Annotated in this window: 14 protein-coding genes and 1 riboswitch; of the genes, 11 read left to right on the forward strand and 3 right to left on the reverse strand. The window is 51.2% G+C overall.

What is annotated here, in order from left to right; genetic code table 11:
• Nucleotides 1–268: 268 nt before the first annotated feature.
• The 7 genes from L2725_RS01830 to L2725_RS01860 all read left to right on the forward strand — a co-directional run bounded on the left by L2725_RS01830 (nucleotide 269) and on the right by L2725_RS01860 (nucleotide 10,382).
• Entirely contained in the window at nucleotides 269–973 is a 705-nt protein-coding gene (locus L2725_RS01830) for a DUF3581 domain-containing protein (protein ID WP_249247359.1), read from the forward strand.
• A gap of 208 nt (nucleotides 974–1,181) precedes the next feature.
• On the forward strand, nucleotides 1,182–4,853 hold the full coding sequence (locus tag L2725_RS01835) for an ATP-binding protein (RefSeq protein WP_249247360.1): 3,672 nt from the start codon (nucleotides 1,182–1,184) through the stop codon (nucleotides 4,851–4,853).
• Entirely contained in the window at nucleotides 4,854–5,507 is a 654-nt protein-coding gene (locus L2725_RS01840; protein ID WP_248934177.1) for a condensin complex protein MksE, read from the forward strand. It begins immediately after the preceding gene.
• A complete protein-coding gene (locus L2725_RS01845; protein WP_249247361.1) occupies nucleotides 5,504–6,724 on the forward strand; it encodes a phosphoenolpyruvate carboxylase in 1,221 nt (406 codons plus the stop codon). The genes L2725_RS01840 and L2725_RS01845 overlap by 4 nt, the downstream gene beginning before the upstream one ends.
• 493 nt (nucleotides 6,725–7,217) lie before the next feature.
• The gene (locus tag L2725_RS01850; protein ID WP_249247363.1) at nucleotides 7,218–8,477 is read left to right on the forward strand and encodes a dicarboxylate/amino acid:cation symporter; all 1,260 of its coding nucleotides are present in this window, start codon (nucleotides 7,218–7,220) and stop codon (nucleotides 8,475–8,477) included.
• 216 nt (nucleotides 8,478–8,693) lie between these two features.
• The gene (locus L2725_RS01855) at nucleotides 8,694–9,281 is read left to right on the forward strand and encodes a hypothetical protein (protein ID WP_249247364.1); all 588 of its coding nucleotides are present in this window, start codon (nucleotides 8,694–8,696) and stop codon (nucleotides 9,279–9,281) included.
• Nucleotides 9,282–9,299: 18 nt separating this feature from the next.
• The gene (locus L2725_RS01860) at nucleotides 9,300–10,382 is read left to right on the forward strand and encodes a rhomboid family intramembrane serine protease (RefSeq protein ID WP_249247365.1); all 1,083 of its coding nucleotides are present in this window, start codon (nucleotides 9,300–9,302) and stop codon (nucleotides 10,380–10,382) included.
• Between the two features lie 42 nt (nucleotides 10,383–10,424).
• Here L2725_RS01860 and L2725_RS01865 read toward each other — a convergent pair whose 3' ends face one another.
• Entirely contained in the window at nucleotides 10,425–11,417 is a 993-nt protein-coding gene (locus L2725_RS01865; RefSeq protein ID WP_249247366.1) for a class 1 fructose-bisphosphatase, read from the reverse strand.
• A 175-nt stretch (nucleotides 11,418–11,592) separates the two neighbouring features.
• On the opposite strand from L2725_RS01865, the gene L2725_RS01870 reads away from it, so the two are divergent.
• Nucleotides 11,593–13,866 carry a S9 family peptidase gene (locus L2725_RS01870; protein ID WP_249247367.1) on the forward strand — a complete coding sequence of 758 codons (2,274 nt, stop codon included), beginning with the start codon at nucleotides 11,593–11,595 and terminating at the stop codon, nucleotides 13,864–13,866.
• Nucleotides 13,867–13,983: 117 nt separating this feature from the next.
• Here L2725_RS01870 and arcA read toward each other — a convergent pair whose 3' ends face one another.
• Complete coding sequence (gene arcA / locus L2725_RS01875) at nucleotides 13,984–14,700, reverse strand: two-component system response regulator ArcA (protein WP_115138103.1); 717 nt, start codon at nucleotides 14,698–14,700, stop codon at nucleotides 13,984–13,986.
• A 584-nt stretch (nucleotides 14,701–15,284) separates the two neighbouring features.
• Here arcA and L2725_RS01880 point away from each other — a divergent pair.
• The 3 genes from L2725_RS01880 (at nucleotide 15,285) to L2725_RS01890 (ending at nucleotide 18,606) form a co-directional block, all read left to right on the forward strand.
• Entirely contained in the window at nucleotides 15,285–15,716 is a 432-nt protein-coding gene (locus tag L2725_RS01880) for a DUF3293 domain-containing protein (protein ID WP_248934184.1), read from the forward strand.
• Nucleotides 15,717–15,832: 116 nt separating this feature from the next.
• Nucleotides 15,833–16,009, forward strand: a riboswitch (Lysine riboswitch).
• Between the two features lie 132 nt (nucleotides 16,010–16,141).
• Complete coding sequence (gene lysC / locus L2725_RS01885) at nucleotides 16,142–17,497, forward strand: lysine-sensitive aspartokinase 3 (RefSeq protein ID WP_249247368.1); 1,356 nt, start codon at nucleotides 16,142–16,144, stop codon at nucleotides 17,495–17,497.
• Entirely contained in the window at nucleotides 17,494–18,606 is a 1,113-nt protein-coding gene (locus tag L2725_RS01890) for a succinylglutamate desuccinylase/aspartoacylase family protein (RefSeq protein WP_249247369.1), read from the forward strand. The genes lysC and L2725_RS01890 overlap by 4 nt, the downstream gene beginning before the upstream one ends.
• A gap of 93 nt (nucleotides 18,607–18,699) precedes the next feature.
• On the opposite strand, the gene L2725_RS01895 is transcribed toward L2725_RS01890, so the two are convergent.
• Nucleotides 18,700–22,545 carry a S8 family serine peptidase gene (locus L2725_RS01895; protein WP_249247370.1) on the reverse strand — a complete coding sequence of 1,282 codons (3,846 nt, stop codon included), beginning with the start codon at nucleotides 22,543–22,545 and terminating at the stop codon, nucleotides 18,700–18,702.
• Nucleotides 22,546–22,556 lie beyond the last annotated feature (11 nt).

Consider the following 22,556-nt stretch of genomic DNA (forward strand, 5'->3'; position numbering starts at 1 on the left):
TTGCGAGTTTGGTTTAAAGGGGTAAAAAATCTGCTTTTAATCACTGCACCTGTATCCATTTGATTGGCTAAACGGGCAAGCTTTGGTGATTTCTGTGGCGGAGAAAAGCTAAAGCGAGAATCCTGATTGGCTGTTATGTGACAGTAACTCATCCGTCCAGTTGCGTTTTGCTGGTCTATGCCAAGTCATCGGGTGAGTTGTTTTGAGGTTTGCGGTTAGACTGTGCGCCGCTTATCGATAAAATAACTTTTGCTCGGGTGCAGTATTTATGTTTTTAAAGCCGTTTTTCAGTGAGACCTCAGCGGGTGTCGAGATTACTCCTGCTCAGGCCAGCGCATTTGCCAAGGATATCGCCGGTGATTTCAATCCTATCCATGATGAAGGTGCCAAGCGTTTCTGTGTGCCTGGCGATCTCCTGTTTGCAATGGCGGTAAGCAAATATGGTCTGCACGAAAAAATGCATTTCAGCTTTGAGGGAATGGTGGGTCCTGGTGTATGCCTGCAGTTTCCTGATACCCAGGAGGCTTTGGCTGTCACGGATAGTCGCGACAAAACCTATCTTAAGGTGACTCAATCCGGCAATGCCAGTCACTGCGCTGAGCAGATTGAGTCTTTTGTGCGCGGCTATGTCGCCTTTTCCGGCCTTAACTTCACCCATGTGGTAGTGCCATTGATGCAGGAGCATCAGGTGATGATTAACCCGGCTCGTCCTCTGGTGATATACGACAGCATGAGTGTTGAGCTGACTGATACCGATTTCTGCAAGGTAGAGCTGGAACTGGTATCCAAAACCCTGGAGATTGATGGCAAGCGCGGCGATGCCACCCTGGAGTTTAAGCTGACCAGTGATGGCCGTCAGGTGGGAACCGGTCGTAAAACTCTGGTACTCAGTAGCCTTCGCCCTCTGGAAGAGGATAAAGTGGCAGATATGTGCCGCCAGTACGATGAACGTGCAACACTAAAAGCCAGCTGAGCAGTATCAATAGCTTTTCCTTTGGCCGGGCTGTAAACACAGTCCGGTTTTCCAACTTTCTGCCTATCTTGTAAGCGCCTCTTTTCCCTCTGATTGCGCCGATCTCCCCTTTCTATTACCTTAGTGGGTTTGATATTCCTGAGCTTCTATTTGGCGCTGGCAGCTAAGGCCTGCCAATGTTTGCCAAATCATTCATTTAAGGAAAGCCATGTCCAGTTTGATTCGAATTGTGCTGATCGACACCCACCTGCCCGGGGTGGTTGAGTTGGCACTTGATGGCCACACCAATATTTGTGGTACCAATGCTTCGGGGAAGACCACATTGCAGCGTTTGGTGCCAGTATTTTATGGCGAATATCCCAGCCGCGTAGTGCCTTCAACCCGTGACAGCTTTGAGCGCTGGTACCTGCCAAGAGAATCAAGCTACATAGTTTACGAATACCGTAAAGAAGATGGTCTGCTGTATCAGGCTGTGTTGGCTTCTGCCGGGGACGGTAAAGGGGTGAACTACCGCTTTATCGCCAAAGGCTTCGATCTGGAAGACTATGTCAAACAGCGTAACGGCGACACCATTTTGTGTCACACCATGGCGGAGCTGGGCCGTGAGATGAAGCGCAAGGGCGTGAGCGTGACCAATCTGCTCAATACCCGTGAATTCCGCGCCATTATCCAAAATGACCGTACTTTGCTGGGCACTGGCGGTAACCGCAGCGAGCTGCGTGGTTACGCCAATCAGTTTGCCCTGTGTGCTGCCGAGCATTCACTGCGTCATATCGAAAAGCTGGCTAAGGCGGTGCACTCCAAAGAGGGCAAGATGGAGACGGTCAAGTCGATGATCGCCGCCATTCTGGAAGAGGATGGGGTTAATCCGCCAAGCTCCCGAATCAATCCACAGCGAGTTGAATCCTGGATTAAAGAAAGTCAGCTTATTCAGGGCTTTGAACAGATACGTCCGGAATTTGAAAAGCTGGAGCAGGAGTTTGACCAACTGCAGAGCAGTGAACTGCGTCTGGCGACGCTGGGCAAAGGCTATCGCCATGACGAGACCACAGAGGTGGAGCGTCAGGACTCACAACAACTCCTGTCTAAAGAGGTCAACCTGGCACTGAAGCAGCTGGATGAGCAGTGGAAGGAGGAGCGTGATGAGCTCAACCTGGAACTGTCAGCCGCTAAAGGGGATATGGCCAAGTTTGAAGATGAACTCAATGCCATCGACGATCAGCACAGCGCCTTTCTGGATGCCGATATCGAGCAGGCCAAGCAGGATCTGGAGTCGCTGCCAAACTGGCGCGCCGATCTGGAGAACCTGTCTGAGCGTCACAAGCTGCTGACCGATAAGCACCAGGATATTGAAGCCGCTTATAACGCCCGTCGCAGTAAAATCAGCGAACAGCTGAACAATGCGCTGGAGTCGCTGCATCAGGAGCAGGAAGAGGCCCGCGAAGAGCGTGACCGCCAGCGTGAACTGGCTCGCGCCGATATGGAAACGCTGGCAGAGTCAGGTCGTGAAGCACTGCAGGCGGGTCAGGCCAGGTTCCAGGAGCAGGAGTACCAACTTAAGCTGCAGACTGCAGAGCTCAAGCTCAAGGTGGACAGCGTAACCTACACAGAAGATGAGAAGCTGGAGCTGGCTGTCTTCGATGAACGTATCTCCCTGGCCGACGAGGCTCAGGAAGCCAGCAATGCCAAGGTTGACCGTGTCGCAGCCGAAGAGCGCAAGTTGCGTGCCCGTCGCGATCAGGCCAACGAAGCCCTGCGTCAGGCCAGCCTGAGGGTGAACGAGCGCCAGAGCGGTCTGGATGAACTGAAGGAGATGCTGTTCCCACAGTCTCATACCTTGCTGGAATACCTGCGTAAAGAAGCCTCTGGCTGGGAACAGACTTTGGGTAAGGTAATTGCCCCTGAGCTGTTGCATCGCACCGATCTGCGTCCGGTTGTGGGTGGCGACAGTGAGTCTCTGTTCGGTATCCAACTTGACCTGAAAGCGCTGGATGTCCCCGAATACGCTGCATCTGAGCAGGAGCTGCGTGCCCGATTTGTGCAGGCTGAAGAAGCGCTGAAGAGCGCCAAAGAGCTGCAGGAGCAGGCGGAGGAGAATCTGGTGGCGGTCAATGCCGAGCTGGATAAGCTCAGCCGTGAACTGACCTTTGCCCGTACCGCTTACCAGAACAGTCGTGATGATTTGCGTCGCCTGCTGGATGAGAAGCGCTCTGCTCAGGCAAAAATCAACGAAATGCTGGCACAGCGTAAAGCTCTGTCTGCCAAGCAGTTGACCGTGATTGAAAGCGAGCAGAAGCAGCTTAAACAGCGTCATGATGAGTGGCTGGAAGAGTACAAAGCCAACGCCCTGGAAGCCCGTATGGAAAAGCAGGCTTACTGGCAGGAAGTAGTAGGTGCGCTGGAAGCACAGATCGCTCAGGTTAAAGCCAGTATCAACAGCCGTCGCGAGAATACTCAAAGCGAGCTGAAAGCCTGTGAGACCTGGTACAAAAATGAACTTAAATCCCGTGGCGTGGATGAGGACAAAATTGTTGCCCTTAAACGCGAAATCCGGGATCTGGAAGGCCGCATCGGTAAGGCCGAGCAGCGTCGCAGTGAAGTACTGAGATACGACGACTGGTATCAGCACACCTGGCGTGTGCGTAAGCCAAAGCTGACCGAGCAGCTGGTGGAAGTGAAGCGTATCGCTACCGAGTTGGAAGCTCAGCTCAAATCCAAAGCCAGTGAAGTCAAAGCCAGGCGCACTGAGCTTGAGAAGCAGCGTCGCGACAGTGATGCCGCTCAGGTAGAAGCCTCCGAGAACCTGACCAAGCTGCGCAGTTTGATGCGTAAGCTGGCTGACCTTAAGTTGCCTGTCACAAATGAAGAAGCGGTTGGCAGTCTGGGTGAGCGTCTGCGTCAGGGTGAAGATCTGCTGCTTAAGCGTGACTATCTGCTGGGCTCAGTGAAGCAGTACGTGGAGCACTTCGATACCGTGATTGCTGCCAAGTCAGGCTCAAGTCTGGCCGAGACCTGGGAGCGCGCCCGGGAAGAGTCCAGCTTTGTGAATGACAAGGGTATTCGTCTGCTGGATTACCGTAAACTGGTGCCGGCACTGGAGCAGCTTTTGAATGTGATGGTGCCTCAGTCCATGATGGCGTTGCGGGAGCAGGGTCGTATCTTTGGTGTGGATTTGACCGCTTACTACGAAGTACTGGCGGATATCGACCGTCGTATTGCCAGCCAGAGCGCTCGTATCACCCGTGAAGTGGGTGAAGAGTTGTTCCTGGATGGGGTGTCTGAGTCTGCGGTACGTATTCGTTCCCGCATCAGTGAGTTGGAGTTCTGGCCTGAGCTGGAAGCTTTTGTGAAGGCGTTCAAACGCTGGAAGAGCGATGGTTTCAATGGCCTGCCGGACGAGGACTATATCAACTCCATGCGCCGCGCGTTGGACATCATAGGTCGCAGCGCACTGACCGGCGGTATTGCCAAGCTGCTGGAGATTGAACTTCGCCTGAAAGAGGGCAATTCAGATCTGATTATCCGTACCGACCGTCAGCTGAATGAGTCTTCCAGTCATGGTATGGCTTACCTGATTTTGTGTAAGTTCCTGCTGGCGTTTACCCGTTTGCTGCGTGGTCGCGCCGAAGTGACCATTCACTGGCCAATCGATGAGTTGGGCACATTGCACCATGGTAACGTGAAGAAGATTTTCGATGCCTGTGAGAACAACAATATCTCGGTACTGGGTGCCTTCCCGAACCCTGAGTCAGAAGTACTGACCCTGTTCGCCAACCGTTACATCATCAATAAACAAACCCGTAAGCTGCAGGTGGTTAAGCCCAAGGCGAACCCATTGGCTGAAAAGCTGAAGCAGAGAATGTCTCAGGAGGCCGTGTAAATGAGCCAGGAACAAGTGGTATTGGTCGGCATGGGCACTCTTGTGGAGCGCCTGCTCAAGGGACAGTTTATCTGTAAGACCACGGATGAAGATGGCTGGCGCGCGCTGCAAAGTGGTGCCATGCGCGAGAAGGTTGAAGCTTACCTGAACCAGATTAACCGCACCCTGGCATCGGCTGCCGATGGTGAAGTCTATTTCTGCGGCTATCTGCAACTGGGTGAGAATGAACGCAAGGTGATCTCCAGCCAGTTCAAGGATATCTGCAGTGCGCTTATCCCTATGGTGGAGTGGTTGGTACTGGTGCAGGAGGCCTCGGGCCAGGATGCACCGCTGACCGAAGGTGCAGCAATTCGTTTGACCGAGCTTCAGGGCCGTATTGAAGATACTCCGGCATTTCGTGAGCAGCTGGCCAAGTTGAGTCAGTATCGTCTTTTTGGCTCCACCAGTACTCAGGTGGATAACCAGATCAAGCTGGTGTTCCGTCGTCTGGTGGAACTGGGTTATCTGGTGCGCCCCAACAGCGAAAAGCAGATCTATCTGGCTACCGGCAAACTGGATTACCTGTATGAGGTGATCCGCTTTATCGATGAAACCGAAGGCCTGCAGCTGGAGGCTCAGGCAGAGACTGCCAGCAGTCAACGGGAGCTGATATGAGTTCTAATCTGCATTCGGCCGGGGTTAAGCTGCTTAAACAGCTGGCCCGCCATTCTGATGTTGTTATGGACGTTTATCAGTCGGGTGAGGTCAACGAGAGCCAGCATGAGCCGGGGGTTATCGACAAGCTGCTGAAGGCGGGTATTCTGTGGCAGCCTGAGGCTGATCAACCGCTGCGCCTTAAGCGCACCATCAGAGGCTTTCTGGAAGAGGCTTTGAGTGACGAACGTAACCGTCAGATCGATGCCAATGTTGGCTCAGCCATGGCCACCATCAAAACCCTGGCTGAACACTATAAAGAAGCCCGGCAGCGGGTGGACTATAGCGCAGCAGAAGCCTATCTGGCAGACCTTAACGAGCATGTGTACGCCTTCACTGAAAGCCTGAGATATGCCATCCGGGTGCTGTGGGGCCGTATCAACAATGAATTTGGTTATGTTGGCACCCTGAATGCCAAGATTCGTGAAAACGAGCTGGCTCAAAGCCAGGTGACCGAACTGCTCAACGGTCTGGAGATGTTCCATTTCAACGAGTTGACTGAGCTGGCCGGTGATAACCGCGAGCTGCGCCGTCTGCTGGTGACGACGCTGCAGGATACCCTGAGCAGCTGCGCTCAGGAGCTGTCTGTAGTGCAGGCCCGTTTGCTTGAGTTGCTGGGACGTTTCCGCCAGATCCGTGGCCGTACCCGCCTGCTGAAGGGATGGTTGCTGCACACCGAGTTGCACCCTGATTATCGTCCTATGGACCATGTGGCCCATAAGCAGGTGCCTGTGCTGTTTAACCGCGCTGAAGGCATTTTGGCGCCGGCGGCTGTGGATGTGCACAACACGGTGCAGGAGCATGAATTGATGGAGTTGGTGTCCCGCATCAAGTCCATTACTCATCTGCCTGAGATTGCCAAGCCACAGGCCGGAGACACTGCGTTTGCCCTGACCGATGCCGGTGAGTTCGATGTGCCGGACAACCCGCTCAAGCAGGCTGTGGATGATTATTTCTGCGCTGTGATTGATTCAGGTGTGCGTCAGTCGGCGCTGGAATACCTGCAGGCCAACGATCTGCCCTGGGATAGTGAGAACTGGTTGTATCAGGTGATCTGCGGCTATGACGGCCTGTCGGAAGAGTATCGCAGCTTCTTCGAGCTGGAGCCTGTTGGCGATAGGCATCCTGTGTATACAGGTAACTTTATTATCCGCGATGTGGAGTTGTGGATGGCTTAACCGTCACAGGCGTAAGAGTGTCATTGATATCAACAGGGCTGCCTCACGGCAGCCCTTTTTTATGGTTTTAGCTGGAATGTTTGTCAGTTAAAGCGTGACAGATCTCGCCTTTCATTTTGCCTTGCTTGGGTAGCCTAACTGCATTGCTGATGACTGGTGGTGAGTTGTGCTGATTTTGATTTCTTTAAAAGATGTTTTGGCTGTCGCTTATTAAGTTTCTGTTTTTGCTTGGTTATCAACTTGTTGGTCAGGTAAAAGTTTTGATTTTGTGATGGTTTTGTTCTGCGTGCTCAATGCATTGATTTTTATTGGTTATTTTGTTTCGGCTTTACCGGGTTGCCTGTGTGTTTCAACACTTTTCTTTGCCTGTGTGATTGATCTTCCTGCCAGCATGATTCACTATCCCAGCCGAAATCATAAAAAATCAGGGGTTTAAACCCCGAGGAAGTAGAGCCATTCATTGGCCAACAAGCACAATCAGGGGTAACACACTATGCTGAAATCACTCTCTGCACGGATCTTTATCGGTCTGTTCGCCGGTGTGATCCTGGGCTCTTTGGTCCAGTATCTACTGTCCGACCTTCACTTCTTCTCCGGTACTCTGGTAGATATCGCTTCGGGCGTTGGCACCATGTTCGTCAATATGATCATGATGCTGGTGGTTCCACTGGTATTTTTCAGTATCGTTTGTGGTGTTTGTGAACTGCAGGATCTGCGCAGTTTCGGGCGCCTCGGTGGCAAAACCTTTGGTTTCTATATTATCAACACCATAGTAGGTATCTCTGCGGCACTGGCCGTGTGTCTGCTGCTGCGTCCGGGTGAGGGCGTGGATATGAGCGGTGCCACCGGCGTGACCATTAACGCCACTGAGCTGCCCAACCTGATGGCGCTGATTGTCGGTATAGTGCCAAGCAACCCAATTCAGGCATTCACTTCAGGTAACATGCTGCAGGTGATCTTTATGGCGCTGCTGCTGGGTGGTGTGATGAAGTCCATGGGAGATACTGTTGCCGGTGCCGTTAAGGGCTTCCAGACAGGCAACAAGATCATGATGAAGCTGATCTCCGTGGTGATGCAGCTGGCGCCTATCGGTGTATTTGCACTGATGTTTAAGCTGGGTGCGACTCTGGAAGCTGCAGTCTTCTTCAGCGTGCTGGAATATCTGGGGTTGATTATCGGCCTGCTGGTACTTTGGGTATTTATTGTGTATCCGGCGGCTGTGGGTCTGTTTACGCCGATATCCGCCAAGACCTTCCGCGAGAAAACCCAGGAGCAGATCCTGTTCTCTTTCTCCACCGCCAGCTCCAATGCGACCATCCCGGTGACCATGCGTACCCTGACTGAAAAGCTGGGCGTGAATAAAGCGGTTGCCGGTTTCGGCGTGCCATTGGGCGCGACCATGAACATGGGCGGTGTGGCAATTTACATTACTGTGGCTATCTTCTTTATCGCTAACGCCTTTGGTACGCCAATCACCATGGAGCAGCTGCCGACAGTGCTGTTCTCTATCTTCCTGCTGGCAGTGGGGGCCGGCGGTGTACCGGGTGGCGGTATGGTGATGATTGGTGTGATGATCCACCAGATGGGCCTGCCGGTTGAAGCTTTTGCCCTGGTGGCTGCACTGGACCGTCTGATCGATATGATACTGACCTCCTGTAACGTCGTGGGCGATACCGCGGTGCTGACTATCGTAGATCAGACAGAGAAGGAACATCACGTTGAAGCGCCCGAGGCGCTGGTCGACAGAGCCTGATAGAACTGACTGATATTCAAAAGGGACCTTAGGGTCCCTTTTTGATTTTTTGGTCAATGCTAATAGTCAACGCTGTACTACCCTTTAGTATTAGCTTGCGATGCTTTGATAGTAGATTCTTCTCCTCTTTAGCCCGCGCCCTTGTGTCAGCCTGAGTTGTTAATATACTGTTGCGTCACTTGTTATCCCTCTTTGGGAGTATATGGAGTACCAGTGATGGCAGAAGAACAAGAGCAGGCAACTGAAGAAACTAAAGCAAAGCCTCAAATGAAACTGGATAACCGGGAGCTGACCAAAACCAGTTTTTGGGTGGGGCAGGTATTTATGATGCTGGCTACTGTATTAGGGGTATTTCTGGCTGCTCAAGAGGGTTTGAGCCAGGCCATTGCCTTTGACAATCTCACCAATAAACAGAGCAATTATTACCTGCGTCGCTCTCTGTACGATGAAGTGCAGGACAACGTTGCCGTGGTGGAAGCGTACGCCAACATGCTCAAGACCAACCCCCCATATGATTTAAAGAACAACAGTCCGGCTATGGGGACTTTTATATGGGAAAACATGAAGTATTCTCCTTTTACTCTGGAAACCCCGACTCCGGTGCTCTCCCAGATACGCCGTTACTACCTGCAGGTCGATGACATAGTGCAGAAAATTGAGACTCGCACCATAGGGTCACGCTTTGGTGCCGGTAAGCTGCTGGAGCTGAACCAGTCCATGACAAACACAGTCTTACCCGAACTCAAGACCAGTTATGAAAAGCTGGAAACCAGTTTGACTAAGGCTGGTATGACGCTCGAGTAACAAAAAGAGGACTGAATCATGGCATTAAAATGTCCCGTATGCGCTGACAGAGCCCTGGATGCCTTTGAGTTTCATGGCGAAGAGGTGGATTGTTGTCATCACTGTGGTGGTCTCTGGTTTGAGAATGGTGAACTCAACTCTGCCCTGTCGACCGCTGATAATGATGACGATGCAGTAAGAGCAGAAGAGAATCTGGGCAAACATCTGGGTAAGACGCAAATCCACTGTATCCACTGCGATATTCCCCTTGAGCGCTATCACCTGATGGAAGAGTTTCAACTTGAGGTTGAGGTGTGCCACAAGTGCAGTGGTGTGTTTATTGAGGGCCATGAGCGGGAGAAGGTGGTCAGCTCCCCCAAGGTGAGGCAGTTGGTGGGTGAGCTTAACGGCAAAGTCGGCTTTAAAACCTGGATATTCCAGTTCCTGTCGCAGATGCCGGTAGAATTTAACCTTAAGCCGAAAATCACGCCCTGGGTAACCTACACACTGATCGCGCTTAATGTGCTTATTTTTCTTATGTATGGCATGAGTAATAAGAACACTCTGTGGGTTTATGAACACTTGTCTATCCAGGCGGCTCAGGTAATGGATATGTCTGAACCATGGACTTTGCTGACTCATATGTTTTTGCATGGTGGCTGGATGCATCTCATTGGCAATATGTATTTTCTGTATGTGGTGGGGGATAACCTGGAAGACGCCATGGGACGGAGGAAATATTTGCTGAGCTATCTGGCCTGTGGTTTGGTCGCGGCGTTTGCGCAAATTGCTGCAGACCCCGCTTCGATGATTTATAACGTGGGTGCCAGTGGTGCGATTGCGGGTTTGTTTGGTATGTATCTGATGTGGTTCAGACATGCCAGTTTGACATTTATGTTTTTGATATACCAAAAGAAGCTTAGCCCTCCGATGTTCTTTGCTCTGTGGCTGCTGTTCAATTTCGTCGGGTTACTTTTTGGAGGACAGGGCGTGGCTTATTGGGCCCATATAGGCGGCTTTGTTGCAGGATTGGCTATTGGCTGGAAGATGAAGCAGGGGATTATGGAAAGAAACCCCACCCTGTCATTGCTGAATCAGCCTGAGGTAAAGATCAGTCGCTGACCTCGATATTAAAAAGCCCCGCAGTGCGGGGCTTTTTAGTTGTTACAGGGTAGGCTCGTCGCCGCTGTAATCCTCAGCGTGATACTCAAGGCAGGTATCGACTTCGTTGGCGCTGCCGAGAATCACGGCCACACGCTGGTGAATCGCTTCAGGCTGGATATCCAAAATGCTCTGATAGCCTGTAGTCGCTTTACCGCCAGCCTGCTCAACCAGAAAAGCCATAGGGTTGGCTTCATACATCAAGCGCAGTTTGTATGGTTTTTCCGGATTCTTGTTGTCAGTGGGGTAAGTGAAAATACCGCCACGACAAAGCACGCGGTGAACATCACCCACCATGGCGGCAATCCAGCGCATGTTGAATGACTTTTCGCGGGGACCGATTTTACCCAACAGCAGATCGGCAATATAGGTCTGCATTGGTGCTTCCCAGAAACGCTGGTTCGACATATTGATGGCGAATTCAGCGGTGTCTTTGGTGATCTGTACATCGTCCTGGGTCAGCAGGAAGGCGCCACTGTCCGGATTCAGAGTGAAGAAGCTGACACCTTTGCCAACGGTCAGCGCCAGAATCGTTGATGGGCCATAAAGTACGTAACCGGCAGCCACTTGCTGACGACCCGATTGCAGGAAGCTTTGCTCTGTCAATTCACCTTGCAGCGCCGGCAGTACGGAGAAGATGGTACCCACCAGAGAGTTGATATCAATGTTGGAAGAGCCATCCAGTGGGTCAAAGCACACCAGATATTCGCCGGCATCACTCACTGGCACCACATAATCTTCTTCCTCGGAAGCCAGACCACGAACATGACCGGACGCCTGCAGAGCATCTTTGAGCATGTCATTGGTAATAACGTCCAGTTTCTTTTGGGTCTCGCCCTGAACGTTTTCCTGTTCAGTGGCGCCCAGAATACCCGCCAGCGCACCGTGGCGAACTGCCTGGCTGATGGATTTGGAGGTGTCAGCCAACGTCAGCAGCAGCTGGGTCAGTGACTCGGGGATCGCTTGTTGTTGAAGATGTTGGGCCAGAGTCTGCATGGTTAGTCCTTAAAGCATAAAAGCTGGATTTTTCTGGCGCAGATCATACCTCAGCAAGTTGAAAATAACAGTGCAGGGGGCTGACTTTTACACAGTGACGGCAAATCTCCCCCGACTGGACGCTGGCGTAAAATCATGCAGAATGGGGGCGCAATTCTGTATCCAGGGAATAATAATGAAACAAAAATGGATCTCTCCGGCGCTTGGCCTGCTGATGGCTTCAATGTCGGTACAACTTAAGGCGGTGCCCTTGCTGACAGATACTCTACCTCTTCCTCAGGGAGACAAGACCAGGCTGGCCATCGAGCGTATGCATGCTTCTCCGGCGCTGGCCGGTAGCAGTCCCCGTGGCCTCAAGTTATCTCCCGATGGCAAGCTGGTGACTTTTCTGGCTGCCCGCGAAGATAATCAACACTTCTATGACCTGTGGCAGATAGATGTGGCAAGCGGTAAACGCAGTCGTTTGCTCAATGCTGACAAGCTGGCGTCCGGTGAGCTTTCGGATGAAGAGAAAGCAAGGCGCGAGCGCCAGCGCATATATGGTCAGGGCATCATGGAGTATTTCTGGGCGGCTGACAGCCAGGCTTTGCTTATTCCTGCTTCCGGCAAGCTGTATCACCATGATATGACCACAGGTAAAACCCGGTTGCTGGAGACAGGAGAGGGATTCGCTACTGATGCACGTCTGTCACCGAAAGGGCATTTTGTTTCCTGGGTGGCTGATCAAAATCTCTATGTGATGGAACTGGCCTCTGACAAGGTGACTCAACTGACCAAAGATGGCGGCGGCCCAATCAAGAACGCCATGGCTGAGTTTGTGGCTCAGGAGGAGATGGGGCGCATGACAGGTTACTGGTGGGCGCCGGATGAGTCGGCTATCGCCTTTACCCGTATTGATGAATCGCCGGTTGAACTGGTTACCCGCAATGAGATCTATGCCGATGGAATTAAGCTGACCGAGCAGCGATATCCCTATGCCGGTGAAAACAATGTGCTGATCGAGTTGGGCACAGTGCAGCTCAAGGATGGCAAAACCCGTTGGATCAAGCTGGGCAAAGAGCAGGATATCTATCTGCCAAGGGTGAAGTGGTTACCCGACAGTCGTCATTTGAGTTTCCAGTGGCAGAGCCGAAACCAGCAAGCGCTGGACCTGCGAGTGGTGGATACCGGTTCAAATGATAAGCCTGAGACGTTAATCGCCGAACGCAGTGATGCCTGGCTTAACCTTAACGATGATCTGACTTTTTTGAAAAAACAAAATGCCTTTATCTGGGCATCTGAGCGCAACGGCTTTAAGCACCTGTATCTTTACGATCTGAATGGCAAGCTGCTTAAACAGCTGACAGACGGTGACTGGAGTGTGGACGATATTGAATATGTTGATGAAGACAGTGGCGAAGTCTATTTCTCCGGTCGTAAAGACACGCCCCTGGAACGTCACATCTATCGTGTTTCCTTAAGCGCGCCGGAGAAAGGTATCAGCCGACTGAGCCGCAGAGCTGGTATGCATAATCCTGTGTTTGCCAAGGCGAGCCCAGTGTATCTGGACTACTTCAGTTCTCTGGCACAGCCACCACAAATTAGCTTACACGCCAAAACCGGCGAGATGCGTCAATGGGTAGAGCAAAATGCCGTGGACGGTGAGCATCCGCTGCATACCTATTTTGGTCTGTGGCAATTGCCTGAGTTTGGTGCCATCAAGGCCAAAGATGGTCAGGATCTCTATTACCGGCTGCACAAACCTGCGGATTTTGATGCAGGAAAACAGTATCCGGTGGTCGTGCGTGTGTATGGTGGTCCCCATGCCCAGCTGGTCACCAACAGTTGGAGCGAACATGATTACTTTACTCAGCACCTGTTGCAGCGGGGCTATCTGGTGTTTCAATTGGATAACCGAGGCAGTGCCAATCGGGGCACCCAATTTGAGCAGGTGATATACCGCAATATGGGTGATGCAGAAGTGGAGGATCAAAAGGCCGGTGTGGATTATTTGCGTACCCTGCCTTATGTCATGGATGACCGTATCGCTATTTATGGCCATAGCTACGGCGGCTATATGGCGCTGATGAGCCAGTTTAAAGCCCCTGACTACTTCAGGGCGGCGATATCCGGTGCACCGGTAACTGATTGGGCATTGTACGACACCCATTACACCGAACGTTATATGGGGCATCCTGCGGACAATAAAGCGGGTTATCAGAGTGCCAGCGTTTTCCCTTATGTCGAAAACTACCAACGTGGCCTGCTGATCTATCACGGTATGGCGGATGATAACGTGCTGTTTGAGAACTCAACCCGTCTTTATAAGGCGCTGCAGGATGAGGGTAAGCTGTTTGAGATGATTGATTACCCTGGCTCCAAGCACTCAATGCGGGGCGAAAAGGTCAGAACTCATCTGTATCGCTCTTTGGCCGATTTCCTGGACCGTCAGTTAAAAACGAATAACTAACGCTAGGGTTTTGGCTATATCAATAACAAAGGCACCTAATCAGGTGCTTTTGTTAAATGCCAGCCAATAAAAAAGCCAGCATTAAGCTGGCTCTTTTGGCTTACGGTCAAACTGGAATTAGTCTTCCAGGTTGCCGCAGAAACGGTAACCTTCGCCGTGGATAGTCGCGATGATTTCCGGAGTGTCAGGCTGGCTTTCGAAGTGCTTACGGATGCGACGGATAGTCACGTCCACAGTACGGTCGTGTGGCTTCAGCTCACGGCCGGTCATCTTCATCAGCAGGTCAGCACGGCTCAGAATCTTGCCTGGGTTCTCTACAAAGTGCAGCATGGCACGGAACTCACTGCGTGGCAGTTTGAAAGATTCACCCTGAGGGCTGATCAGAGAGCGGCTGTTGATTTCCAGAGTCCAACCGTTGAAACGGTAGAATTCCACAGAGCTCTTTTCTTCTACCTCAGCGCTTGCGCTATTTACGCGAGTCAGAAGATTGCGGGCACGAATGGTCAGCTCACGTGGGTTGAACGGCTTGGTAATATAATCGTCCGCGCCAATTTCAAGACCCAGGATCTTGTCCACTTCGTTGTCACGACCGGTCAGGAAGATCAGGCCGATGTTATTGATCTCACGCAACTCGCGGGCCAACAGCAGACCGTTCTTACCTGGCAGGTTGATATCCATAACAACCAGATTAACTTTGTTTTCCTGCAAAGCTTTATGCATTTCTGCGCCGTCATTGGCTTCAGTGACCACATATCCTTCGGCTTCAAAAATGCTTCTTAAGGTATTACGGGTTACTGCTTCATCTTCAACGATCAGAATGTGCGGGTTTTGCATGCTATTTACCTAATTAACAATGTGGTGCTGTGCTAACCATTAAACAGTCGTCCGAGAGAAAGCTCTCCTCAACAAGCGCGTACAAAACTTAAAGATATCGCGAGTGTTCTTCTATGCAGAAGGGATTGGACGGCGACTCACTCCATGATTAGCCCATTTGCAAACGACCAGGGTGAGTACAGGTCATTGCGTAGTTGTACAATCTTCGATGCACTTGAATGCGAATAGTTCCGCAGTCGTTGTGTCTTTGTGATGGTTGGTTTTGTATTTTCCAACCGATGACAATTTGTACAACTCTCCGACTGCCAATTAACCCGTCCGGTTAGATGTAACGAAAGCGATTTTCACTTGCGCTCAGAAGGTTAGTTAGCAGACTCGGCTATTGTACTCGTTTTAGGCATTTGTTAACAAATTAAATGTTAAAAAATACTTCCAATGCCGTGATCTGTATCATCTAATTTTCATTACTCACTGAATTTATTTGGAATTGTTTTTAATGCCAATGTGATTAGCGTCACAAATACTTGGCGTTTGCTGAGGAACTGGATAAACTGATGCGGGCTTAGATAAAACACAAGTTAATCATGACTCAGTTATCTTCGACACTCTGGCAGTATTATCAACAAAGCATATTCTTGCTTACCCAACCCTTCTCTCCTCATTCTTCCTTTGCCATAGTTACCGCGTTTAACCCCATGGGGGAAAACTTGTCCAGCTGTCAAAATCTATTGTATGACAGGCGGTTACAGGCAGAGATTGATACCATGAAAGTGCCTTATCGTAGTGTGATTGGCGCCAGCCCGGATCTCCAGCATATGGAAAAGAGCTGGGCACTGTTTTGTGATATCCAAAGCGGGCTCGAATTGGGGCGGGAGTTCAACCAACTGGCAATTTACTATGTCGATAACGGACGCCTGTTATTGCTTCCATGCCTATGTAGTGAGGACTCTATTGAATTAGGTGATTTTTCTGCCAAAGCGCAGCTGGTCAGCGAATTACCCGAACTGGAATTTTAAATTTATTGTCAATTAACGGCAGTGAAGTTGAATTATTTTGTCCAAGATTAAACATTGATTGACTTTTGTTAATCTGGATTGATAATTTTTAACCTTGCTGTAGATGAAACTGCAGTGAACACAGAAGAGGAGCGTTAACCAGGCAGGTGAGAAAAGGGGCACAAACCCCGTTATGAATCTCACTCAGGGGGATTAACGCCGAGATATCCATCATTTTGTGATGTTGGGTATCGGTCGGGCAGGCTGAATCCTGTCGACTGTCACCTGTATTTTGGTGGAGAGCTTCTGGTGACTCATTGTTTCCCTCCCGTGGGCTGCGATAGCTGCACCAGGCTCTTCGAACGAAGTGAGTTCGGAGATAGTGTCATGTTTTACAAATTCATATCAGTTTCCCCCTTTGCACCTCCAGCCATGGAGGGGCCTCAATGACAGTTGTAGCAAAATTTGGTGGCACTTCTGTCGCTGATTACCAATCCATGTGCCGTTGTGCGGCGATAGTGCTGGATAACCCAGCAACCCGAGTGGTTGTGGTGAGTGCTTCAAGTGGAGTGACCAACCTGCTGGTTGAGCTGACTCAGGCTAATCTGACCGATGAGCGCAGGTTGGAGCTTATCAAGTCAGTTGCCGCCATTCAGTACGGTATTCTGGATCAGTTGGGACGACCGTCCGAGGTAGCATCAGAGCTGGATCGCTTGCTCAGCCAGATGGCAGTCATCAGTGAGTCTCTGGTGCTCAATCGCGCCAAGTCCCTGATGGACGCATTACTGTCTACCGGTGAGATGTGCTCTTCACTACTGTTTGCGGCGGTATTGAGGGAGCAGGGGGCCCGTGCAACCAGCTTTGATGTACGCAAAGTGATGCGTACCGATTCCCACTTTGGTCGCGCAGAACCTCAAATCGCTCAGATCGAGACATTGGTTGCCAACGCCCTGGTTCCCCTGTTGCAGGATTCTCTGGTGGTGACTCAGGGGTTTATTGGTGCCGATGAGCATGGTGAGACCACAACCCTGGGGCGTGGTGGCAGTGACTATTCCGCGGCTTTGTTGGCCGAGGCATTGCGCGCTGATGCTGTGGAGATATGGACCGATGTTCCCGGTATTTTCACCACAGACCCCAGACTGGCTTCCGGCGCCAAAGCGCTGGCGGAGATCAGTTTTAATGAGGCCGCGGAAATGGCGACCTTTGGTGCCAAGGTGTTGCACCCGGCCACAATTCTTCCTGCGGTGCGCCGGCAGATTCAGGTATTCGTAGGCTCAAGTCGTGAACCGGAAAAGGGGGGCACCTGGATTCGTCATCAGGTAGAGAATGCTCCGGTCTACCGGGCGGTGGCTGTGCGTCGTGCGCAGACATTGCTTAACCTTCACAGCTTGCAGATGCTCCATGCTCAGGGCTTTCTGGCCCATATCTTTGCTACCCTGGCCAAACACAGGATCTCTGTGGACTTGATTACCACGTCAGAGGTTAACGTTTCTCTGACCTTGGATAAAACCGGCTCAGACAGCACTGGCGCAGGTTTACTCAGTGAAGCCCTGATGCAGGAGCTTGCGGAACACTGTCGGGTTTCAGTAGAAGATAATCTGTCACTGGTGGCGATTATCGGTAACCGGATTGCCACCACAGCAGGGGTTTGCCGTACTGTGTTTACCGTGCTGGAGCCCTTTAATGTACGAATGATTTGTCAGGGGGCGAGCCCCCATAACCTGTGTGTATTGGTGGATGAAAAAGATGCCGCAGCCGTGGTTGATGCTCTGCACACCAATTTGTTTGAGACTCAGGCATGAGCGATTGGACCAGAAACACTAAAAAGATAGGTGAGCTGGCAACAGGCCATGAACTGACGATTCCTGTTTATCGTTTTGCCAGCACCGACAGTAATGCGCCCAGGGTTTATATTCAGGCTAATGTTCATGGCGCTGAAGTGCAGGGGAATGCAGTGATTTTCCAGCTGATGAAACAGCTGGAAAGACTGGAACTGAAAGGGGATATTACCCTTGTTCCATTAGCTAACCCTTTGGGAATTAACCAGAAAAGCGGAGAGTTTACGCTGGGGAGGTTTGATCCGATAACCGGTGTTAACTGGAACCGGGAATATCAGGATCTCACTCCCTCGTTAAGCGTCTGGTTTGAAGCGCACAAACATTTGCCGACAGAGCAGTTGATTGCAGCCTATCGTCAGTCCCTTCTGGACAGCTGCCATCAGCAGCTTGACTCTCCATGGGGTGTCACTACCGGGCGACGTTTGGCGCTGAGTCTGCAGTTAATGGCGCACGAGGCCGATATTGTGTTGGATCTGCATACCGGCCCCAAGTCCTGCAAACATCTGTACTGCCCTGAATACACCCGGGATGCCGCTGGTTTGTTCTCTATTCCCTGCGTATTAATGATGCCCAATGAGTTTGGTGGCGCCATGGATGAGGCTGCCTTTTATCCCTGGTGGCAATTAGCTGACTACGCTGTGTCCAGGGGGATGGATATGACCCCTGCCGTCGAGGCATTTACCCTGGAGTTGGGTTCTCAGGAACGCATTGATATGCAGGATGCTGCAGATGATTGTGAAGGAATTCTGGCTTTTCTGGCAAACCGCGGTGTTATTAAAGCAGATATTGAGCCCAAAGCCATGGCAAGGTACAGCTGTGCTCTGGCAGACTATCGTAAATTTCATTCGCCGATGGGCGGCCTGGTAGAGTATTTGGCTGCACCGGGAAAGCCTTTGTCAGCAGGAGAACCTCTGGTGAGGATCTTGCGGCCAGACAGGTTCGGTAAAAGCGATCAGCAGCAAACCTTCTGTTTGCCGGAAGATAGCATCCCGGTTTTGCACTTTGCTTCGGCGTCTGTTTATCAGGGAACCGAGTTGTACAAGGTGATGACCAAATATACACGGCTGAGTTAGACCCTGGTGACGCTGCTCACAAGCCAGAGTGCCACGAGGAGTTAGTTGCACCTTTCCCTTGCAAAGAAAAGAGAGGCCGAAGCCTCTCCTTTTTCATTCAGCCAATCGTCTTCGCCAGAGTAATGGTAATAACAGAGCAATTAACCACCCCACAGCACCACCTCCACCACCAGAGTCACCGCCGCCTGATGGAGGAGTCGGGGCACTGACGATATTGACCTGGTATCTGCCGGTATTACTTGTAACCAGTCCGTCTGACACTGTCAGTTCAAACACCAGTGTTCCGCTGGCCGGTGCGGTAAAACCAATACTGCTGCCCGAATTGGTGACTGACACCTGAGTGCCTGATGTCTGAGCCCAGTTGTAGGTCAGCGTATCATTATCGGCATCTGACACATCGGCATTCAGCTCGACACTGCTACCGGCGTTGACGCTGGTGGTGAAGTTATTTACCTGCGGCGCATCATTGACGTTATTTACCGTAAGCGAAACACTTGTTGTATCACTGGGCAGACCACTTTCATCTGTTACCCGGTAACTGAAACTGTCTTCTCCGAAGTAGTTCTCGTCAGGCTGATAGTTAGCGGTGCCATTGGTTTGCAGTGTCAGCGAACCATGCTGAGGAGAGGTTACAAGCTCAACATTTCCCAATTCACCAGTGGGTGAAATCGTTATCAGACGTTGTGCCTTCAAGGTCGACATGCCATCTGTCAGTTCTGCTTTGGCCTGACGGGTAATTTGACCGTCGTTATCCAGCACATTGAAGTTAACGCTGCTGTCTTCCTGCAGGCTGATACTGTCGGCCTGGCCGGGATTGAAGTTAGTTTGGGAAAGAGGGAAGGTCAGGGATAGCAGGCTTCCCGGCTGGGTATTTACCTTCAAACGTTGGCCACTGCTGACGGTATCGCCATCAGTATTAAAGTGATAACTACTGCCTTCATTCCCTGAGATATCTTCAGCTCCGATAGTCAGATTGAGAGGCAGGGAGGCAAGATCGATGTAATTAAAGAATATCTCCTCGTTGCTGCCTGTGTTTATCCAGACACTGAAGCTATATTCTCTGCCTGCATTGTCGTTGTAGGGTCTGGCTTTATACCACTCGACCACGAAATAGTTCTGGCCATCGACAAGCACTTCACCGGTTGCCAGCAAGCCTCCGCCTGAATCATTATTCTGAGTGCCATCAAGATCAAAGTCGGTCCAGAAAGGCGCGAGAATGTTGTTGGGTTGCTCTGTACCAGGCAAGCGGCGGTTGTTGGCTGTGGTGGAGGTGTCTCCGCCTCCAACAACCAAGAGGCCGTTGTCACTGATGGTTAACTCGGTATAAGGGCTGCCGTGGTATAGAAACTCAGGTGTGGTAATCCTTATGCCCACATCATCACAGCCGCCATCGCAGCTGATGGCACTGGCACCGTTCTCGTAGATACTGGCAAAACTGTTGCCACTGATGAGGGTAATTCCGAATCCTCCTGGAGTCACGTCTCCCTGCAAACGGATCTGTCCTGTGTTTGTATCAACATCCAAACGTGTGGTTTCTGCTGCAGTAACGCTTAGGTTTACGTCATCCGCAGAATCGATTTGAGTTCCTGCTGGCGCATAAGCATCCAGGGTGACTGCGCCAGAAAACGTTTTGTTATTAACTGACACTGTCATGGCAATGTCATCGGACGATGTCAGACCCGAACCTGTTTCTATGATAGATAATTGGCTGCTGTCATCACTTTCACCGGGAAGCACCACAACCGGTAATCTGACTGTTTGCCCTTGTCCGATCAGGCTTATCTGACCAAACAGCCAATCACTGTTCGACAACTGGCCCGTATCCACATCTATCTCTATTTCTGCGTCACCGCCAGCAGGCAGAGTTAAGCTGCTCGGGGATGCTGTGATGGCAAATTGCTCTGAGTTGGCGGACAGTGTCCAGCTGGTTGATTGAGATGATTTGCTGAATACTCTGGCGGTAAGTGTGCAACTGGAGACACAGGCCCCTTCCACATAAGAGCCCTTATCAAAAGTGATTAGCGCCTGAGAAGCTGTTTCCAGGTCAAGCCTGCCGGCACCCATGGCAAATGGTGTTGCCGGGGTTGAACCATCATCGTCTTTTATATCCTTGCTTTTAGCGGTACTCATCAGCGCAGTTTTAATATCTACTGCTGACCAGTCAGGGTGCAGTTGCTTCATCAAAGCTGCAGCACCCGCGACATGAGGACTGGCCATACTGGTGCCCGTATTAAAGCCAAAGGAACCGCTGGCGGTTTCCGGAGAGACGGCAGAAAGGATCGCTGTACCCGGGGCGGCTATATCAGGCTTTAAAAAGTCCGGATTGCCATTGGGGCCTCTGGAGCTGCTGGCATTGATCGCATCTGCAAGACTATCGGATTGGGTTCGGGTGACGGCGGCCGAGATAGTGCCCTGAGTATTGTTGCCCAGTAAGTCCAGAGTGGTTGCGCCATCGAGGTTTGAGATCATCACTCCGGGAATAGGAGCGTCCGGCATATGCATTGTGATGGGAGCACCCGCTTGGTTGTTATAAACCACCATGGCGATGGCTCCGGCATTACTGGCCAGTATTGCCTTGTCCTCAAAGGTGCATGTGCCTCTCGATATTAACGCTATATTGTTGGTGAAACTGCCTGCTGGCCATGCACTGCAACCTTCCTCATTGGCAGAATCAAGATTGACTGCCGCGATGACGGAGGCACTGATGTCCTGGTTGAACGTAGCGCTGCTGTTTGAATTGATAGCGGTAAATGCCTGGTTGCCAATGCTGAATCTGTTGGCATAGATACGTCCAGTGGTGCTGTTTGCAACGGCGATACCAGACTCAATACAGGCCGGACAGCCTATGGTTTGAGGATTGTTGCCATCGTTTCCTGCCGCTGAGACTACCACAACACCTGCGGCTTCGGCGGCTTCAAATATCGATTTATAGACGCTGTTATCCGGTGACCCACCCGCGCCACCTCCCCAGGAGTTGTTGATAACGTCGGCGCCATCTTCTATCGCGTCCTCCAGGGCCTGGGTCAGCATAATATTGGTTCCTACGCCTCCTCCACAGCCTTCATCGGCAAACAGGGCTTTGTACACCATGAGATATGCGGCTGGCGCAACGCCAGATAAAGATAACTGCTCACCATTTTGAGTGACGGTAACAGGATTACCCACGGCTGTGCCTGCGACATGAGTCCCATGTCCGCCCCAATCCAGTGGACTCAGATGTTCATCGCTACATACGGTAAAGGAGGGGTTGTACCAGCGGGCGACAATCAGTTTGTTGTTACAGAATGAAGCGTCTGTGGTAGCGCAGTAGTCATCATTGGGACGACTGGCTGGTGCGGAGAATCCTGCGCCACTGAACATAGGGTTTTCCGGCCGGATACCGCCATCGATAATGGCAACTTTGATCCCTTTGCCTGCATTATCAATGCCGTTAACTGCATTCCACATAGCTTCGGCCTTGATGGTATTTAGCGAAGCATCCAATTGCGCATGGTAAAAGCGTTCGGGATAAACCGCTTTTACTCCGGGTAAGGAGCCCAGTGCTTTTAGATCAACCTGGTCACCAGTCACCACAACCCCATTAAGCACCGTATCGAATTTTTTGGTGATCTTGAGTTGCGGGAAGTCACTGGATATCTGCTTGCTGAATGCCGTTTGCTCTTTATTAATTTTGTGCCTGTGGCTTAAGTGGGCAGCAGTAAAGGTTGTGGCTTGAGTATCAAAACCGAGACTTTTCCCAAATGCGCTGGCAAGCGAGGTGGACTCCAGTTCGACAATGACCCTTTCACCGACTTTGGCCTTGTTGCTCAAGGAAGCGGGCTTGGAGTGTTGTCTGAACTCAATAACTTCTGTGGAATGCGAAGATGGGGTGATTGTCTGAGCCATGCTTGCGGCACTGAGCAAACCCAACGAAACAGCTGTAGCAATGGGAGACTTCACTTTGCTTTTCC

The sequence above is a fragment of the Shewanella corallii genome, assembly GCF_023349125.1.
In the GTDB taxonomy this organism is placed as follows: domain Bacteria; phylum Pseudomonadota; class Gammaproteobacteria; order Enterobacterales; family Shewanellaceae; genus Shewanella; species Shewanella corallii.

What these genes read in the sequence shown, in the direction of transcription:
- L2725_RS01860 (WP_249247365.1), top strand. Translation starts at nt 9,300, where the DNA reads ATGGCATTAAAATGTCCCGTATGCGCTGACAGAGCCCTGGATGCCTTT.
- L2725_RS01850 (WP_249247363.1), top strand. Translation starts at nt 7,218, where the DNA reads ATGCTGAAATCACTCTCTGCACGGATCTTTATCGGTCTGTTCGCCGGT.
- L2725_RS01840 (WP_248934177.1), top strand. Translation starts at nt 4,854, where the DNA reads ATGAGCCAGGAACAAGTGGTATTGGTCGGCATGGGCACTCTTGTGGAG.
- arcA (WP_115138103.1), bottom strand. Translation starts at nt 14,700, where the DNA reads ATGCAAAACCCGCACATTCTGATCGTTGAAGATGAAGCAGTAACCCGT.
- L2725_RS01830 (WP_249247359.1), top strand. Translation starts at nt 269, where the DNA reads ATGTTTTTAAAGCCGTTTTTCAGTGAGACCTCAGCGGGTGTCGAGATT.
- L2725_RS01835 (WP_249247360.1), top strand. Translation starts at nt 1,182, where the DNA reads ATGTCCAGTTTGATTCGAATTGTGCTGATCGACACCCACCTGCCCGGG.
- L2725_RS01865 (WP_249247366.1), bottom strand. Translation starts at nt 11,417, where the DNA reads ATGCAGACTCTGGCCCAACATCTTCAACAACAAGCGATCCCCGAGTCA.
- L2725_RS01845 (WP_249247361.1), top strand. Translation starts at nt 5,504, where the DNA reads ATGAGTTCTAATCTGCATTCGGCCGGGGTTAAGCTGCTTAAACAGCTG.
- L2725_RS01880 (WP_248934184.1), top strand. Translation starts at nt 15,285, where the DNA reads ATGACTCAGTTATCTTCGACACTCTGGCAGTATTATCAACAAAGCATA.
- L2725_RS01870 (WP_249247367.1), top strand. Translation starts at nt 11,593, where the DNA reads ATGAAACAAAAATGGATCTCTCCGGCGCTTGGCCTGCTGATGGCTTCA.
- L2725_RS01855 (WP_249247364.1), top strand. Translation starts at nt 8,694, where the DNA reads ATGGCAGAAGAACAAGAGCAGGCAACTGAAGAAACTAAAGCAAAGCCT.
- lysC (WP_249247368.1), top strand. Translation starts at nt 16,142, where the DNA reads ATGACAGTTGTAGCAAAATTTGGTGGCACTTCTGTCGCTGATTACCAA.
- L2725_RS01890 (WP_249247369.1), top strand. Translation starts at nt 17,494, where the DNA reads ATGAGCGATTGGACCAGAAACACTAAAAAGATAGGTGAGCTGGCAACA.